General features: G+C 57.7%; 15 protein-coding genes. 10 read left to right on the top strand and 5 right to left on the bottom strand.

Going from position 1 to position 16,087, the window contains the following annotated elements; genetic code table 11:
- Positions 1-4: 4 nt before the first annotated feature.
- Both nhaA and TTER_RS11680 read left to right on the top strand, forming a co-directional pair.
- Positions 5-1,372 carry a Na+/H+ antiporter NhaA gene (gene nhaA / locus TTER_RS11685; RefSeq protein ID WP_012876237.1) on the top strand — a complete coding sequence of 456 codons (1,368 nt, stop codon included), beginning with the start codon at positions 5-7 and terminating at the stop codon, positions 1,370-1,372.
- 322 nt (positions 1,373-1,694) lie between these two features.
- Entirely contained in the window at positions 1,695-3,047 is a 1,353-nt protein-coding gene (locus TTER_RS11680; RefSeq protein ID WP_012876236.1) for an alkaline phosphatase, read from the top strand.
- A 44-nt stretch (positions 3,048-3,091) separates the two neighbouring features.
- On the opposite strand, the gene TTER_RS11675 is transcribed toward TTER_RS11680, so the two are convergent.
- Both TTER_RS11675 and TTER_RS11670 read right to left on the bottom strand, forming a co-directional pair.
- The gene (locus tag TTER_RS11675; RefSeq protein ID WP_012876235.1) at positions 3,092-4,567 is read right to left on the bottom strand and encodes a glycoside hydrolase family 32 protein; all 1,476 of its coding nucleotides are present in this window, start codon (positions 4,565-4,567) and stop codon (positions 3,092-3,094) included.
- Positions 4,568-4,614: 47 nt separating this feature from the next.
- A complete protein-coding gene (locus TTER_RS11670; RefSeq protein ID WP_148212004.1) occupies positions 4,615-5,715 on the bottom strand; it encodes a LacI family DNA-binding transcriptional regulator in 1,101 nt (366 codons plus the stop codon).
- Positions 5,716-5,820: 105 nt separating this feature from the next.
- Between TTER_RS11670 and TTER_RS11665 the strand changes: the two genes are divergently transcribed.
- Genes TTER_RS11665 through TTER_RS11655 form a run of 3 tightly spaced genes read left to right on the top strand, consistent with a single transcriptional unit; the run spans position 5,821 to position 9,107 of the window.
- Positions 5,821-7,263, top strand: a complete 1,443-nt coding sequence (locus TTER_RS11665) for an ABC transporter substrate-binding protein (RefSeq protein WP_012876233.1) — start codon at positions 5,821-5,823, stop codon at positions 7,261-7,263.
- A 14-nt stretch (positions 7,264-7,277) separates the two neighbouring features.
- The gene (locus TTER_RS11660) at positions 7,278-8,240 is read left to right on the top strand and encodes a carbohydrate ABC transporter permease (protein ID WP_012876232.1); all 963 of its coding nucleotides are present in this window, start codon (positions 7,278-7,280) and stop codon (positions 8,238-8,240) included.
- Positions 8,241-8,249: 9 nt separating this feature from the next.
- A complete protein-coding gene (locus tag TTER_RS11655; protein WP_012876231.1) occupies positions 8,250-9,107 on the top strand; it encodes a carbohydrate ABC transporter permease in 858 nt (285 codons plus the stop codon).
- 7 nt (positions 9,108-9,114) lie between these two features.
- Here TTER_RS11655 and TTER_RS11650 read toward each other — a convergent pair whose 3' ends face one another.
- Positions 9,115-9,579, bottom strand: a complete 465-nt coding sequence (locus tag TTER_RS11650; protein WP_338131998.1) for an SRPBCC family protein — start codon at positions 9,577-9,579, stop codon at positions 9,115-9,117.
- A 93-nt stretch (positions 9,580-9,672) separates the two neighbouring features.
- Between TTER_RS11650 and TTER_RS11645 the strand changes: the two genes are divergently transcribed.
- The 5 genes from TTER_RS11645 (at position 9,673) to TTER_RS11625 (ending at position 13,667) form a co-directional block, all read left to right on the top strand.
- Entirely contained in the window at positions 9,673-10,701 is a 1,029-nt protein-coding gene (locus TTER_RS11645; RefSeq protein WP_012876229.1) for a hypothetical protein, read from the top strand.
- 77 nt (positions 10,702-10,778) lie between these two features.
- On the top strand, positions 10,779-11,471 hold the full coding sequence (locus TTER_RS11640) for a rhomboid family intramembrane serine protease (RefSeq protein WP_012876228.1): 693 nt from the start codon (positions 10,779-10,781) through the stop codon (positions 11,469-11,471).
- 10 nt (positions 11,472-11,481) lie between these two features.
- Positions 11,482-12,342, top strand: a complete 861-nt coding sequence (locus TTER_RS11635) for an SDH family Clp fold serine proteinase (RefSeq protein ID WP_012876227.1) — start codon at positions 11,482-11,484, stop codon at positions 12,340-12,342.
- Positions 12,343-12,374: 32 nt separating this feature from the next.
- Positions 12,375-13,370: a DnaJ C-terminal domain-containing protein gene (locus tag TTER_RS11630; protein WP_012876226.1), complete on the top strand. Its 996-nt coding sequence runs from the start codon at positions 12,375-12,377 to the stop codon at positions 13,368-13,370.
- A gap of 12 nt (positions 13,371-13,382) precedes the next feature.
- Positions 13,383-13,667: a chaperone modulator CbpM gene (locus TTER_RS11625; protein WP_148212003.1), complete on the top strand. Its 285-nt coding sequence runs from the start codon at positions 13,383-13,385 to the stop codon at positions 13,665-13,667.
- Positions 13,668-13,798: 131 nt separating this feature from the next.
- Here the strand turns inward: TTER_RS11625 and TTER_RS11620 are convergent, their stop codons facing one another.
- Both TTER_RS11620 and TTER_RS11615 read right to left on the bottom strand, forming a co-directional pair.
- Positions 13,799-15,145 (bottom strand): ABC transporter substrate-binding protein, encoded by a 1,347-nt coding sequence (locus TTER_RS11620; protein ID WP_012876224.1) that lies wholly within the window; start codon positions 15,143-15,145, stop codon positions 13,799-13,801.
- A 44-nt stretch (positions 15,146-15,189) separates the two neighbouring features.
- Positions 15,190-16,083 (bottom strand): carbohydrate ABC transporter permease, encoded by an 894-nt coding sequence (locus tag TTER_RS11615; RefSeq protein ID WP_012876223.1) that lies wholly within the window; start codon positions 16,081-16,083, stop codon positions 15,190-15,192.
- Between the last annotated feature and the right edge of the window lie 4 nt (positions 16,084-16,087).

Below are 16,087 nucleotides of genomic sequence, written 5' to 3'. Positions count from 1 at the left end.
GGCGATGGGACAGACAGCCTCTGAAGACTTCGTGCAGCGAGAGCAACCCATACGGAAACTTCTGTACCCTCTGCTGGCCTTCATGGGAGCCCAGAGCTCGAGTGGTATCCTGTTGATCGCCTGTACCGTGATCGCGCTGCTGTGGGCCAACTCCCCCTGGGGACACACCTACGACGCCTTCTGGCACACCAAGCTGGTGGTGGGGGTGGGAGGCTATCAGCTATCGCTCGACCTGCTGCACTGGATCAACGACGGGCTGATGGCGCTCTTCTTCTTCGTCGTGGGGCTAGAGATCAAGCGCGAGCTGCTGGTGGGCGAGCTTTCCAGCTTACGGCAGGCCTCGCTCCCCATTGCCGCTGCCGTTGGCGGTATGCTCGCGCCCGCCGCGATCTACACCCTCTTCAACTGGGGCGGTAATGGCTCGCACGGTTGGGGCATCCCTATGGCCACGGACATCGCCTTCGCGCTGGGCGTGCTGTCGCTGTTGGGCAGCCGCATCCCCAACGCGCTGAAGGTGTTCCTGACGGCGCTGGCCATAGTCGACGATATTGGGGCAGTGCTAGTGATCGCTCTTTTCTACACAGAGGACACTTCCCTGCGCGCTCTGCTATTTGCTAGTGTAGTGTTCCTGCTGCTCGTGGCGTGCAATGTCCTGCATGTGCGCCACCCCATACCCTATGCGCTGTTAGGGCTGGTCATGTGGGTGGCCTTCCTGGAGTCGGGAGTGCACGCCTCCATCTCGGGAGTACTTGTGGCACTGACGATCCCCGCGAGGACACGAGTGGACACTAAGGAATTCCTGGATCGCACGAAGGAGCTGCTCGAGGAGTTCGATGCCGCTGGCGAGGAGGGCGAGAGCATCCTGACCAATGCCGGTCAACAGGCCGCGATCCGCGAGATCCAGGCGCTGTCCGAGAGTGCGCAGACCCCAATGCAGCGGCTGGACCACATGCTGCACCCGTGGGTGGCGTTCGCGATCATGCCCGTGTTCGCGTTGGCCAACGCGGGGGTGCACCTCGGAGGCCAGATCGATCTCTTTAGTCCTGTGACACTCGGAGTGATCGCCGGCCTCGTGCTCGGCAAGCAGATCGGCATCTTCGTCGCCAGCTGGGGAAGCGCGCGCCTTGGGCTGGCCGACCTTCCAGAAGACACTAGTTGGAGGATGGTCTACGGTGCTGGCTGGCTGGGTGGCATAGGCTTCACGATGAGCCTCTTCATCGCCACCCTAGCGTTCGGAAACGACCAGAGGCTACTGGACGACGCCAAGGTGGGCATACTGGTGGGCTCGCTTATCTCAGGAGTGTTTGGGCTATTGTACCTCCGGAGGGTTATCTCACGACCCACTGCAACCGCCGTTACTACCACTAGCTAGGCGGACATTGGATAAATGACTCGCAGACCCCTAGATGGTAGATCCTATTGTAGGAATACCAGAGGTGCTCAAAGATCTTAAGTCGTGGGATAATCCTACACCAAAGATTATATCTTGCTCCTCTACTGCCGAGCCTTACTTAATATCACAACAAGCCGAGCAGATCTAGCCGCAGTCCAAACCTCCATTGGTTCCTACTGCTGGCCTGCAGTATGTAAACCTAGACTTAATGTAGCCCTAAAGTCCCCGTTAATCCCCTAGGGTAACATATTTAGGTGGAGGTAAGACTCAGAGCCGGGTATAAGCAGAAAGGAGTTGTAATATGACGTTGAAGTCCAAGGTTGTATATCTCCTGCTCGCGATCGCGTTGGTGATGAGCGTACCGCTTGCTATCGTCAGAGGCGCGGGGAATCGCTCGCCGGTGAGAGCTCGCAGCGTGATATTCCTCATGGGCGACGGCATGGGAGCCACCCAGCGCGATGCTATCCAGCTGGTGACAGTCGGCCCATACGGCAGGCTTACAATGGACCAGCTCCCATACACGGGCATGATGAGCACCAACTCCGTGGATCCGAAAACTTTCGTGACAGACTCAGCAGCTGGCGCCACAGCTTGGGCCATAGGACGCAAGACCTATAACGGTGCAATAGCCGTAGACGCCCAGGGCAAACCTTGGCCCACGCTCTTAGAGGAGGCTAAGCAGGCCGGCAAGTCGGTGGGGCTGGTCACCACCAGCCAGGTGACCGACGCCTCTCCCGCGGCGTTCGGGGCCCACGTCGAGGATCGCGACGAGCAGAGCGAGATCGCCCGCCAGTATCTGGAGAGCTCCAAGGTGGACGTGATCCTCGGCGGTGGTGAAGACTACTGGTACCCCAAGGGCGATCCCGGAGCTTTTCCGGATCATCCAAAGGAGGACCCAGAGGAGGGTAGTAAGGGAAATCGAGGCAACCTCGTGCGGGAGGCCAAGCGGCTGGGCTACACCTACGTCACCGACCGCCAGGAGCTCATGGCCGCCCGGGGGCCAAAAGTGTTGGGGCTGTTCGCCAACGAGGAGATGTTCCAGCAGAGGCCCGAGGGGGAAGGCGCGGTGTACTCTCCCGTCGTCTCGCTGCCCGAGATGACCCAGAAGGCCATAGATATCCTCTCCCGTAACCCCAGAGGCTTCTTCCTCTTCGTCGAGCAGGAGGCCATCGACGAGATGGGGCACAACAACAACTCCGAGCTGCTGATGAAGGCCGGGCAGGAGCTGGACAAGTCGGTAGGAGTGGCCCTGGATTACGCCAAGGAGAGCGGTGACACGCTGGTCCTCGTTACGGGCGACCACGAGTGCTGCGGCCTTACGCTGGAGGGACCAGATGACCCCAAGTATCCAGACGAGGACGGCAGGGAGATAAAGGGCAACATCTCGGGCGAGGATGGTCCATTCAAAGTGGCACGGTCGAGCTACCGCTTCAAGACCGATTGGACTACCACGGGCCATACCCCCGTGGACGTGCCGGTCAGCGCCTACGGTCCGTACGCAGACAGGCTTGTAGGGAACTATGAGAATACTCACCTGCATGAGGTCTTGCAGCAGGCTCTTGGCCTCGGCCCCAACGGCATGCCTGAAACTGGTAGAGGTTGGTGGGGCCATCTTGCAGCTTTCTGGAGGACCTTGACCTCACACTTGCCCTAGAGCTAACTGGAAGGTAACAGGCATGGTGATGCCCCTGGAAGGCATCACCATGCCTGTTGCATTCTCCAAGCGTTTAATCTGCGAATCTCAGCCCTGGATTCCCGAGCCGTGATGGTCGTAAGGCGGGCATCTTCCGGAGGATACAGGTTGGTGGAGAGCACCAAGTCGCCCTCATCAACGAACACCTCCACGCTGGAGGCATCTACGAATATGCGGAGCTTCAGGGTGCCCCTGCGGCGGCGCCAGCCGCACCTGCTGCCTCGCAGGTAGCCATCGGCGTGGTCCCGGTCCAGCGTCACGGCTCCGTCCGCGGCGCACAGCAGCACCGTGCGGCGGGCCCCATCCGGTGTGGCTCGCAGGGCGATCTCCAGCTCTCCCCAGCCGTCCGGCCAATCCACCTCGAGCTCCAGCTCCATGCAGCCGTCGTCGCTCGGGGGCAGATCGAGGGACCGCCCATGATCCAGCAGCATCCTGCCGTGGAACAAGCGCTCGTGGCGAAGGCTGGACAGCTCGGACAAGGGTGGGAAGCGCAGGGTGCCATCTGCCCTCAGGTGCACCTCCCTGGGCAGCGCCAGCGCCCCGCACCAACCGCTCTCGGCCGTGGGGCCGAACGTGGAGAACCAGGGCATCCAGGGCCAGGAGTTGGCCCAGCCCAGCAGCACGCGCCTGCCATCGGGGGTAGCCAACGACTGGGGAGCGTAGAAGTCGAAGCCACAATCCATCTCCCCCATCCTCTCCGGGAGGAACCTGCCGCGCTCGTAGTCGATGTCGCCCACGAGGTAGAGCCCTCGAGTCTCCCCCATCCCCATCGGGGAGAACATGAGTACCCATCTATCCTCCAGGGGGAAGACATCAGGGCACTCCCACATCGTCCCCAGGCTGCCATCGCTTTCTGCCATCACCCCTACGTAGCGCCACCTTCTTAGGTCACCGGACCTGTAGAGCAGGGCCTTCCCCCGCCCGTCCCTGCAGGAGCCCACCACCATGTACCAGCTGTCGCCGTGTCGCCACACCTTGGGATCACGGAAGTCCGGCGAACCATCCGGAGGTGGCCCCGGGACGACGGGGTTGCCGGGGTACTTGTGGAAAGTCACGCCATCGTCGCTGTAGGCCATACACTGGGACTGCCGCAGCTGGCCATCTTCGAAGGTGCAGCCCGTGTAGAAGAGGTACAGCAGCCCATCGGACTCGACCGCGCTGCCGGAGAAGCATCCTCCCTGCTCGTGCAGGTCGTAGGGCTCGCTCGGCGCCAGGGCGATGGGCAGGTGCTCCCAGTGTACGAGGTCCCTGCTGCGTGCGTGTCCCCAGTGCATAGGGCCCCACTGCGGCCCGAAGGGGTTGTGCTGGTAGAACAGGTGGTAGTACCCCCCGTAGTGGATGAGGCCGTTGGGGTCGTTCATCCACCCCGCCGGCGGCATGAAGTGGTAGCGCTGGCGCCAGGGAGATCTCACGGCCTGCTCCTCCAGCTGCCTGCGAGCCTCCTCCGCCCTCCTGATACTATCTGGGTATTTATTATGCAAAGTCCTAAAACCTCTTGAAAGATAATAGGAAACTTATTTCATTATCACTATTTATCACAGTTTATACTTACATGCTGTCCACATGAGCGCCGTATTTTGATTTCTGGCTGAAGTACTATCTCTTGCGCTGGTGACTCATCACCTTGAATACGCGCTATTAGCATTTCAGCGGCTATTCTTCCTATATGATATGTAGGCTGAGCTGCTACTGTAATGCTGGGATTATAGACGGGCATCCAGTCTATATCATCAAAGCCAACTAATGCTATATCTTCAGGGATAGACAGTCCCTTTTCTTGAATAGCTCTGAGTGCACCTATAGTCAGTAAGTTGGTTCCTGTAAAAAGAGCTGTAGGTCTCTCTTTGGCGTTTAGTAGTTCCATAGTAAGTCTATAGCCTGTATCCTCTCTATTAGCACCACTAGGCGGTGGAGGGCCCACTTTAATTAGGTTCGGGATAATAGGAAAGCCATACTGTAGGAGAGCCTGCACATAGCCCTCACGGCGTTCCCTTCCGGTAGCGACTATAGAGGTTCCTAAAACAGCTCCTATTCTGCTATGTCCATGTTCTATAAGGTGCATTACTAGCTGTTGTGCTGCCCAAGTGTTATTGACGACTATAGTATCTACATCTAAGCCAGGAACCCTTCTGTCAACCAGCACCAAGGGAATCTTCGCCCTAACAAGATCCTCACAAGGATCGTTGTATTCCCTACTAGGAGATACTATAACACCAGCAACCCTTTCCGAAATCATAACTTGTATGTATTCTCTCTCTTTCCGTTCATCTTCGTCAGCATTCCCCAGCATCACTATATAACCATGCTTCTGAGCCACATCTTCAACTGCCCTGACCAGAGATATAAAGAAAGGATTTTGAATATCGGATATTATAAGCCCAATTATGCTAGATTGTCTCTTACGTAAGCTACGAGCAACTCTATCAGGTTTGTATCCAGTCTCTTCCACCGCCTTCAAAACCCTATCCCGCAATATCGGGTCAACAGTAGTTTTCCCGGATAATACCCTTGATACAGTAGCCGTAGACACGCCAGCCTTTTTAGCGACGTCCGAGATTTTCACATTTCCCATAGGCCATCCTGTAGCAATCGTTTTCTGAATTATCTCTAAAAAGCATTCGTTTATCAAGATTGCGCCATAAAGTTTGATTTATCTTGGCTTTGTAGTACCTATTGACGAAGACTACGGAAGGATTTATACTTGCAGTAATCGATTACTCAGGAGGCGCTTTGAATGAATACTAGGAGAATAAGCCGTAGAGATTTTATGAGGAATGCTATATTGACTTCAGCTGGGATATACATGGCAGGATGTGGAATGTCGTCCACATCCAAACCTGCTTCTAGTCCCACCGTGAGCAGTCAAGCTACCCATGTTAGAATGCAGGGCACCCTCCAAATAGCTTTTGTCGGTACACAAGTGGCCAATAGCCAAAAGGTTATAGCACAGGACTTCGAGAAAGCCCATCCAGGAGTTAAGATCAACTTTCTTCCTATACAAGGGAAAGACTGGAACGATTATTTTACTAAGATTCTCACCCAAATAGCATCAGGAAGCGTTCCAGATCTCATGACTGTAGCTACTGAAGGCATACAGTTATTTGCCGGCAAAGGATTAGCGTACCCATTAGACGAATTCGTCAAGCAAGACAAGGAAGCGATACGTGAGTACTTTGCAGACGTGCATCCCTCTCTAGTCGAGGCAATGATGTATCAGGGACACTTGTATGCACTTCCATTTGACTTCAACGCTGCTAACATGTTCCTGAATATGAATCTTTTCTCACAAGCAGGAATTGAGTATCCTCGGGGAAATTGGACCAAGGATGATTTCTACGACATAGCGAAGAAGATTGCCGCCCTGGGTGGGGATGGGGCTCCCTACGGTTATGGTTGGGTAATTCGATTGTGGGGAAGTTGGACTCCCTGGATCTATAACAATCGCAGCAATCTCTTAAAAGAAGATAAATGGCAAGGCGGGCAATGGTTATGGGATACTTTCTATCCTGATAATCCTGCAGCTAAGGGGCGCAGTGGCGGATGGCGTTGGGGAGAACCTATCGCCAACACACCAGAAAACGTTGAAGCATTAGATTTCATGGTGCAGCTGGCTAAGGAACACATCACCCCTAGTATAAGTGCAGGGGGTGGTGGTCTTCTACAAGGCTTCTTTACTAGTGACAAGCTAGGAATGACACCAGCAGGGGGCTTCTGGGCCGGTGGCTTGCATAACGCTGGTATGAAGCCAGACGAATTTGATGTCCAGTTTTTCCCTAAGTGGCAGACGCAGAGACATCTATTTGGTACTGCAGGACTAGTTATGATGGAAAAATCCAAGAATAAGGACTTAGCATGGGAGTACATTAAGTACTGGGTTAGTAAGCCTGTAATGCAGTATATACTCAGCAACAATGACACTACACCGGTACGCAGATCATTGGCTACAGCTAAGCAATATGCAAATACTGGCCCCAAACACTGGAGCGTCTTCTACGACACTCTAACTAAATTCCCAGATACTGCTCCAATACCAGCACCAACCTGGTATGAACGCATGAACACAATTTTCACTAAATACACAAGTTTAGCTATGTCCTTCTCTCAAACTCCGCAACAGGCATTGGATAACATGCAGAAAGAGATGGAGCAAGCTTATGAACAAGAGGGTGGAAAATAAAAGGAGCTCATGTTATGGAGAAAACAGAGTTTCTACATAAATCAAACACGAGGGCTTTCCAAGAGTCAATAGCAGATTTATTCCGAGACAATGTAAGGGGCTCGGCTATGCGCCGAGCCCTGATGGGTTACCTATTTATAGCCCCAACTGTAGTTAGTCTGCTAGTATTTACCATTTTACCCATCATTGCATCTTTCGGCTTAAGCTTCTTTGAGTGGAACGTTATAGAAAAGGCTAGATTTGTTGGCTTGGACAACTATATAAAGTTGACTCATGACACAAGGGTACTAAGAAGCTTCCTAACTACAGCACAAATAGTAATACTATCTGTGCTGTTGCAAATAGTAGTCGCGCTACTTTTAGCACTAGGAGTACAGAGCATTAAACAACGAGTATTAAGATACTTCTTTAGAACTATATTTTTCCTTCCTATATTAACCTCAGCAGCTTCAATATCGATAGTTCTAGCATATATGTTTGATCAGGATTTCGGTGTTATTAATTACTACTTAACCCACATAGGTCTTCCGAGAATACCTTGGCTCAACTCTCCGCACTGGGCTATGGTAGCAGTCATTATAACCTATGTTTGGCAGCAGCTAGGCTTCATGTTCATTATCCTCACAGGTGGAATTTCTAGTATTCCTACAGAAGTACTTGAAGCTGCCGATGTGGATGGAGCTCACGGGTGGAAAAAACTAGTTCATATTCAAATTCCAATGCTTAGCCCAACACTACTGTTTGCCGCAGTAGTCGGAGTGATAGGAGCTCTCCAGATATTTGAGATACCGTTTGTTCTAACCAATGGCGGACCAGGGGATGCTACCAGAACTGTAGTGATGATTATCTACGAGTCAGCATTCCAGAATCTACAAATAGGCTATGGATCAGCTATAGCTTTCATATTGTTTGTGGTCATACTCTCACTGACTGCCATTCAGTTCATTCTAAGTAGATATTGGGTTTTCTATCAGTAGGTGGTAACGATGTTTGTACGTACTGTTTACAAATTACAAAAGTTGAGATGGAACTTAAGCTATACAATGCTAATACTTATTCTACTTATTGCATCTATAATTGTGATTAGTCCAATAGCATATGCACTAGCAACCTCCCTCAGAATACCATCCGAATCTTTCACTCTCCCTCCAAGGTGGATACCCATCCCCCCAGACTTCAGCAATTATGAAGCTGTATTTTCTACCGTGCCATTGGGACACTACGTAGTAAACAGTATGTTCATAACCTTAAGCATTGTAGTTGCACAAGTAGCAACATCGGCACTAGCCGGTTATGCTTTTGCAAGGCTGAATTTCCCTGCAAAGAACTTGCTCTTCTGGCTTATACTAGCAACCATGATGATTCCTCAGCAAGCTACTATAATTCCGGTATTCGTAGAAATCAGCAAAATAGGCTTGGCTGACACTCGAAGTGCGCTTATTCTTCCAGCAGTAGCTACGGCCTTTGGTACATTTCTAATGAGGCAGTACTTTATGAGGATACCTAATGAATTTGAAGAGGCCGCACTAATAGACGGCGCCAGTCACTGGAGGATCTTTTGGTCTATATACCTACCTATGGTAAGACCAGGACTAACAGTATTAGCAATATTGTCTTTCAATGGTTACTGGAATGAATTTCTTAGGCCTCTAGTATTCCTAAAGAGCATAGATAAATTTACCCTACCCTTGGGTTTAGTTAACCTCCAAGGTTACATGGGCACGGGAAGCATATCGGTAGTACTTGCTGGTGTAATTATATCTCTCTTACCAGTACTAATAATATACATTTTAGGACAAAGGTACCTAGTGGAAGGAATAATGCTAGGAGGACTAAAAGCGTAGGATATCCTTACAACAATAGCTTGCCCTCTACGAGTTCCAGGATCTTGACGCTGCGATAGTCAAATATCTTGTTGAGCTGGAGTCTCACGATTGGGAAGGCTAGATCTCCCAAGGGACTCAGGGGGAGCCTGTAGCGCACGGTGTCCGCCATCAGGGTGTAGCCGTCCAGGGGCTCGAAGCGGTGTTCGTGGATCCAATCGCGATACGGCCCCTCCAGCTGCTCGTCGATGAACCTGTGAGGGGGCTCCCAGGCGCTGATGCGGGTCAGCCAGCGCATCGGCACCCCCATGAGCTTCAGCCTGTACTGGATGAGCGTGCCCTGCCGCATCTCGATGGGCGTGGGCGTGAGTAGGCCGAAGCTCAACCAGGGAGGGGTGATCGCCTCCAGGTTCTCCGCTGCGGCGAAGAACGGGAAGACTTCCTCCAAAGTACCTCTGATGAGCGTGTGCCTACGCAGCACGTGCCACAACACGTACCTCCCAGATCCTGCAGATTATACGATTATAGCTCAAGCCCGGATGCGACTATTTACAGCCCAGGGGGAAAGTATTACAATCCAGGCAGGATGGCTACCCACGCACAGGCACGCGCCAGATCGGACACCACTCGACTGCAGCCCGTGGGGCTGACGGGCATAGCCGCCGCCGCGCTCTTCATGGCGCTCTGCGGCATCTACTGGGACGTCACCTGGCACGTGGTCTACGGCAGGGACTCCTTCTGGATACCTCCCCACAGGGTGGTGTACGCCGGCGTGGCGCTGACCTGGCTGGTGGGGGTGATAGGTGCCCTCACGATGCGGGGGCGCGACCGGAGGGTCTCTCTGGGGTTCTGCATAGGCGCCCTGGGGCCCACCATCCAGGGGATAGCTGCCCCAATCGATAACACCTGGCACAACACCATAGGGCTCGACCCCACGGTGTGGAGCCCGCCACACCTGATGGGCATAGTGGGCGGCGGGGTAGGTGTGCTCGGGATGCTGCTGGCGCTCTCCCCGTACATCCGGGCCGAACGGGGGAGCATGCTCTTGGCGAGCTTATCGCGGGCGGAGTGGGTGGCTCTCCTCCTGTTCGGAGGTGGGCTGTCGCTCGCGCTCTTCTCCCTGGGGGACCTGGACTTCGAGCTGGACAACCAGGACTACCTGCTGTTCCCGCTGATGGCGGGCGCGCTCTCGACGCTGGTGCTCCTTGCGGCCGGCAACTACTTCCGCAGGCCCGGAGCCGCCACGCTGGTGGCGCTGATCTACATGGTGTTTCGCTCACTGGTCCTGATCATCGTGTGGCGGATGGGCTTGACCGACGCGCTCACTCCTCCCATCTTCGTGCTCGCGCCCGCGGTGGCCATAGACCTGGCTCAGGCCCTGAACCCTCGTTGGGGATACGTGCTGGGCGCGGTGCTGGCTGGCCCGGCGCTGCTGTGGGGAGAGTGGCTCTACCGCGGCCTGTTCGACACTTACCCTTGGAGCTTCCTGCAGGTGTTCGCCTCCACCACCACCGTGGCGGCGATCGCGACCATAGGTGGGCTCGCCGGCATGTGCATCGGGACCATGCTCCGGGAGGGCACCCTCACCCCCTGCCTGCCTGCCCCCCGGGAGTAGCGCAAGCTGGGCTTGCCTCCCCCTCCTTGCATGGTGTATCATCTCTCCACATCACCAGATCACCCCTGGGAGGCAACATGATACCCATCAAGGACACCGTGCGCGCGCGGGAGTTCCCGGTGATCACCGCGGCGCTCATTGCCGCCAACGTACTCGTCTGGGCGCTCGAGCTCAGCCTGGGAACACGAGGCCTGGAGGAACTCGTGTGGCGGCTGGGGGTGGTGCCTGAGCGCTTCCTGCGATCACCGCTGCCGTTTGAATGGGTGACCCTCCTGACGTCCCAGTTCCTCCACGGCAGCTGGTTCCACCTGGGCAGCAACATGATCGCGCTCTACATCTTCGGGGACAACGTAGAGGATCGGCTCGGCCACATCAAGTTCTTGCTGTTCTACCTGCTGTGCGGCGTGGGGGCCGGCGTGACGCACATCCTGCTCAACTCGAGCTCCGCGGTGCCCGCGATCGGCGCCAGCGGGGCGATATCCGGCGTGATGGCCGCCTACCTGGTGCTCTTCCCGCTGGCGCGGGTGGTGACCCTCACGTTCTTCTTTTTCCTGCCGCTCTTTGTAGAGGTGCCCGCGGTGCTGTGGATCGCCATCTGGTTCCTCTCCCAGCTCCTCAACGGCCTGTTCTCGCTGGCCGTCGGTGAGGTGATGCTGGGCGGCGTCGCGTGGTGGGCGCACGTGGGCGGCTTCCTGACAGGCCTTGTGCTCGCCAGGCCGCTGTCAAGGCCGGCCTACAGGTATCATCCCGACGAATACTGGCCCTGGTAGGAGGTTGCGTATGCTCGAGATCTTCTGGCTGTTCCTGATCATCAGCTCGCTCCAGCCCGTGATCCGTCAGAAGTGGCTGGAGGCGCAGCGCATACGCTCCTTCAGATCGCTGGAGGAGCGCCGGCACAGCCGGGTGATAGGGCTGATACACCGGCAGGAGACGATGAGCCTCCTGGGATTCCCCGTGGCCCGCTACATAGACATAGAGGACTCCGAGGCCGTGCTGAGGGCCGTGCACCTGACGGACCCCAGCGTGCCCATCGACATGATCCTGCACACCCCGGGCGGGCTGGTGATAGCGGCCGAGCAGATAGCGCGAGCCCTCAAGGCCCACCCAGCCAAGGTCACGGTGTTCGTCCCCCACTACGCCATGAGCGGCGGCACCCTGATAGCCCTGGCCGCGGACGAGATCGTCATGGGGCCGCACGCCGTGCTGGGGCCCGTGGACCCCCAGCTGGGCGAGTACCCCGCGGCCTCCATCCTGAAGGTGGTGGAGCAGAAGCCCCTGGCCGAGGTGGACGACCAGACGATCATCCTGGCGGACGTCGCCCGCAAGGCGATGGGACAGGTCCGGCAGACGGTGCTCGAGCTGCTGGGCGACAAGATGCCCCAGGACAGGGCCCAGGCGCTGGCCGACCTCCTCTCATCGGGCCACTGGACGCACGACTACCCCATCACCGTCGAGGAGGCGCGGAGCATGGGCCTGCCCGTCAGCACGGAGATGCCGAAGGAGGTGTACGACCTTATGCAGCTCTACCCCCAAGCGGGGCGCAGGCGGCCATCGGTGGAGTACGTGCCGATCCCCTACGGCCCGCGCGAGAGCCCGGCGAGAAGGCCCGGCAGGGACGGCTCACACGGGTCCCAGGGCTAGCGCAGTTGGCGCAATTATTGCTATCCTGATTGATGGCTATGGAGTTCAAGGACTACTACGAGATACTAGGCGTGCCCCGCAACGCCTCGGACAAGGAGATACGCCAGGCCTTCAGGCGGCTGGCTCGCCAGTACCATCCCGACGTCAACCCGGGCAACAAAGAGGCCGAGGAGCGCTTCAAGGAGATCAGTGAGGCCTACGAGGTCCTCTCCGATCCGGAGAAGCGCAAGATGTACGACCAGTTCGGCGCCCGGTGGCGGGAGTACCAGGCGGCGCAGCAGGCCGGGCAGGCGACCGGGCAGGGATTTGACTGGAGCGACTTCGTGCGCGGGCAGGGCGGCCCGCGCTACGAGTACCGCACGTTCTCCGAGGAGGACCTGCGCGACCTCTTCGGGGAGGAGCACCCGTTCTCCGACTTCTTCGAGACGCTGTTCGGCGGGGGGCGGGCGCGCGCCGGCACGCGGCAGAGGGCCCGCCCTGGGCAGGACCTGGAGCAGGAGGTCCAGGTGACGCTGCGCGAGGCCTACACGGGCACCACCCGCCTGTTGGAGATCCAGCTGCCCAACGGGCAGACGCGGCGCATCGAGGCCAAGATCCCCCCGGGCGTGAACACCGGCACGCGAGTGCGCATGGCTGGCCAGGGCATGCCCGGCGCAGGGGGCGGCCCCCCGGGCGACCTCTACCTGGTGGTCCGGGTGCTCCCGGATCCGGCTTTCGAGCGCGAGGGCGATGACCTGAAGACTAAGATGCACGTGCCGCTCTCGACCATGCTCCTCGGTGGGGAGGTGCGCGTACGCACGCCCGATGGGCGTACGCTCGCCCTGCGCATACCCGAGCGCACCCAGGACGGCCGGGTGTTCCGCCTGCGGGGGCAGGGGATGCCGCGGCCCAACAACCCGCACCAGAGAGGTGACCTGTTGGTGGAGGCGCACGTCCGCCTGCCGGAGCGGTTGACGCCCAGGCAGCGGGAGCTGCTGGAGGAGCTGGCGCGCCTCTCGGAGGGGGAGGCCACCCAGGCGGCGAGCTGACGAGTTTGGAGGTTGAGATTGGACCAGGACAAGAGGCTGACCTACTACAGGATAGAGACGGCTTCCCAGGTCGTGGGGATGCCCCCCGCGACTATCCGCTACTACGCGCGGGTCGGGCTGGTCAGGACCCGCCGTGAGGGGAGGGAAGAGCTGCTGGATGAGCAGGAGATAGCGAGGCTGCGCCGCATCCGCCGGCTGCGAGAGGACCTCGGGATCAACACCGCGGGGGTAGAGGTCGTCATGCGCCTGCTGGACGAGCTGGAGTCCCTCCGCGCCAGGCTTGCCGAGACCCGCTAGCTCCCGCGTACCCCAGCACGTGGCTGGCAAGGGAGGGCACCCTCCCGATATGAGGCGCACGTCATCGCCTCGGGCCCAGAGAGCCGGCCCCGACGGGCCGAGCCGTCGGGGCTCTGTATATTAGGTGGGGACTACAGCCCCACCTCCTGGATCTGCTGCTTGACGTCCTCGGCGTCGCGCGCGAGCCTCTGGGCAGCGTCCTTGAAGGCCTGCTCCGCCGGGGTGTTGCGCACGAAGATCTTCTCCAGAGCCTCCCCTATCGTCTGGTCGCCGTTGGGGATGAACAGGCGAGCGGTGTCCTGAGGCTGAGTCTTGGGCAGCTGGTCCACCGCTACCTTGAACTGGGGGTTCTGCTTGAAGTACTCCTGCATCTGGCTCGACTCGCGCGCCGACTCGGTCACCGGCATGTAGCCGCTCTGCTGCGACCAGAACACCACGTTCTCGGGTTGTGCCAGGAACTTGATGAACTCGAAAGCGGCTTGCTTGCGGTCGCTGGAGGAGGCCGCGATGATGCTCAACCCGGAGCCGCCAGTCGGACACCCGAAGTGCTCGTGCTTGGGTAGGAAGGCCGTGCCCACCTCGAACTTCGCTGTCTCCAAGATCTCCCCCAAAGAACCAGTGGACTGCTGAGTCATAGCGCATATGCCGTTGGCGAAGTCGACACTCTGGTCCTCCGCCATGTACCCTAGCCCCTCGTCGTGGATGAACTTTCGGACCCACTCGCCCGCCTCCAGGGAACGCTCCTTATCTATCAGGATGTTGAGCTCCTTGTCGGAGTAGTTGCCGCCCCACTGCCACTCGTTGCCCTGGAAGTGCCAGGCGTTGTAGTTCTTGGCCGTGGTGAAGGCGTAAGGCTTCTTCACTCCAGCGCTCGCCTTCAACTCCTTGGCAGCCTCCAGCACCTCGTCCCAGGTCTCGGGAGCCTTGTCCGGCAGCCCCGCCTTCTTGAAGAGGTCGCGGTTGTAGTAGAAGAGGGGTGTGCTGCGGGCGAAGGGCACCCACCAGGTCTTCCCCTGCCTGGTGCCTTCATTAATAAGGGGATCCACGTAGTCGTCTCTGTCCAGTTGCTGCTGCTTGAAGTAGTCGTCCAGCGGCTCCAGGGTCTGGTTGAGATAGAACTTATTCCAGGTGACCTCGCTGAGCACCACCAGGTCGGGCACCTGCTTGGCGGCCATCGCGGTGGCCAGCTTCTGAGCCAGCTCCTCGTAGGTGCCCTGGTACTGGTTCTCCACGAAGATATCGCTCTGGGATTTGTTGAACTTGTTCACCAGGGTCTGCAGCGCCTCGCCGTTCTTGCCGCCCCAGGCGGACCAGAAGACCACGCGCGTCCGGTTGCGAGCCTCGGGGGGTACCGTGCCGGTGCTGCTCGGCTGAGCGGCGCCACCACCGCCACCCGCGCCACAGGCCACCACTACGAGCGACCCCAGCGCGGCCCCCGAGGTTGCCAGAAACTGCCTGCGGTTCATCTTCCAAGTCACTAGACCAACCTCCCTTCGATTAGTGAGCCCACCCCATGCATCCCCTAACCTTTGAGGGCACCGGCCGTCAGTCCGGATATTATGTACCGCTGCGCCCAGATGAAGAGCGCCAGCACGGGGATCACCACGAACACCGTGCCGGCCATGATCACCCCCCATTGGTTGGCGCCCTCCGTGTCGAAGAGGTACTTGATGCCGATCGACAGCACCCTCATCTCCACCTTGTTGGTGACTATCAGCGGCCAGAGATAATCGTTCCACTTGGCCACCACTGAGATGAGTGTGATCGTCACCAGCATCGGCTTGGACAGCGGTAACACAATGGACACCAGCCTTCTCAGGTGCCCCGCGCCCTCTATGATCGCAGCTTCCATCACCTCCTTCGGCAGGGTCATGAAGTGCTGGCGCAGCAGGAACGTCGTGAAGGCCACCGATGCCCCCGGCAGCACTATCCCTTGATAGGTGTTGAGCCATCCGAGGCTGGCTATCGTGAGGTAGTTGGGCAGGATCGTCACCTGCAGCGGGATCATCAGGGTGGCCAGCAGCGCTATGAACACGAAGTTCTTCCCCGGGAAGCGGATGTAAGCCAACGCGTACGCCGTGAGGCAGGCGTTGACCACCTCGAGCGCCACCCCGAAGAAGGTGACGATCACCGTGTTGACGTAGAACCTCCCGAAAGGAGCGCTGCGCCAGGCCTCGCTGTAGTTGGCCCAGCGGAAGCTGGTCGGCACCCACTGGGGCGGGAAGGTGTAGATCTCCCCCAGGGTCTTCACGGATGCCGTCAGCATCCAGTACATGGGCACGATGAATACCAGCACCGTCAAGGCCATCGCCAGGTAGAGCCATACCCTGAATATGCGGTGTGTGAGCAGGTCGAGCAGCACCGACCTCCCAGCGGTGCCGGACTGTACCGTGCTCTTGACGGCCTCGCCTCTCATCCCC

It is taken from the genome of Thermobaculum terrenum ATCC BAA-798 (assembly GCF_000025005.1).
In the GTDB taxonomy this organism is placed as follows: Bacteria; Chloroflexota; Chloroflexia; order Thermobaculales; family Thermobaculaceae; genus Thermobaculum; species Thermobaculum terrenum.
Note: the sequence above shows the minus strand (reverse complement) of the source record. Positions and strands in the feature narration are given on the sequence as shown.